Source organism: Cupriavidus sp. SIMBA_020 (genome assembly GCF_046535395.1).
Lineage (GTDB): Bacteria > Pseudomonadota > Gammaproteobacteria > Burkholderiales > Burkholderiaceae > Cupriavidus > Cupriavidus campinensis.
Genome location: NZ_JAWRWU010000384.1, coordinates 1 through 283, shown reverse-complemented (window position 1 = coordinate 283; position 283 = coordinate 1). Strand labels below are relative to the sequence as shown.

The window sequence follows — 283 nt, the reverse complement described above, 5'->3', positions numbered from 1 at the left end:
GGCCGCAGGCGCGAGCCGCCGCAGTCGGGGCAGGTCTTGATGTTGCGGTACTTGCCCAGTTCCTCGCGCACGGTGGCCGAGTCGGTTTCGCGCCAGCGGCGCTCCAGGTTCGGGATCACGCCTTCGAAGGTGTGGCGCTTGACGGTGCTGCGGCCTTTTTCGTTCAGGTAGAGGAACGAGATTTCCTCGTCGCCCGAGCCGTACAGCACCTTGTCGCGCAGCGCTTCGGGCAGGTCTTCGAAGGGCGCATCGATATCGAATTCGTAGTGCGCGGCCAGGCTGG

At 65.4% G+C, this 283-nt stretch carries 1 pseudogene; it reads right to left on the bottom strand.

Features of this window, described 5'->3' with window-relative positions:
• Positions 1 to 283 (bottom strand): annotated as a pseudogene (locus SB751_RS29700) (excinuclease ABC subunit UvrA); the annotation flags it as partial.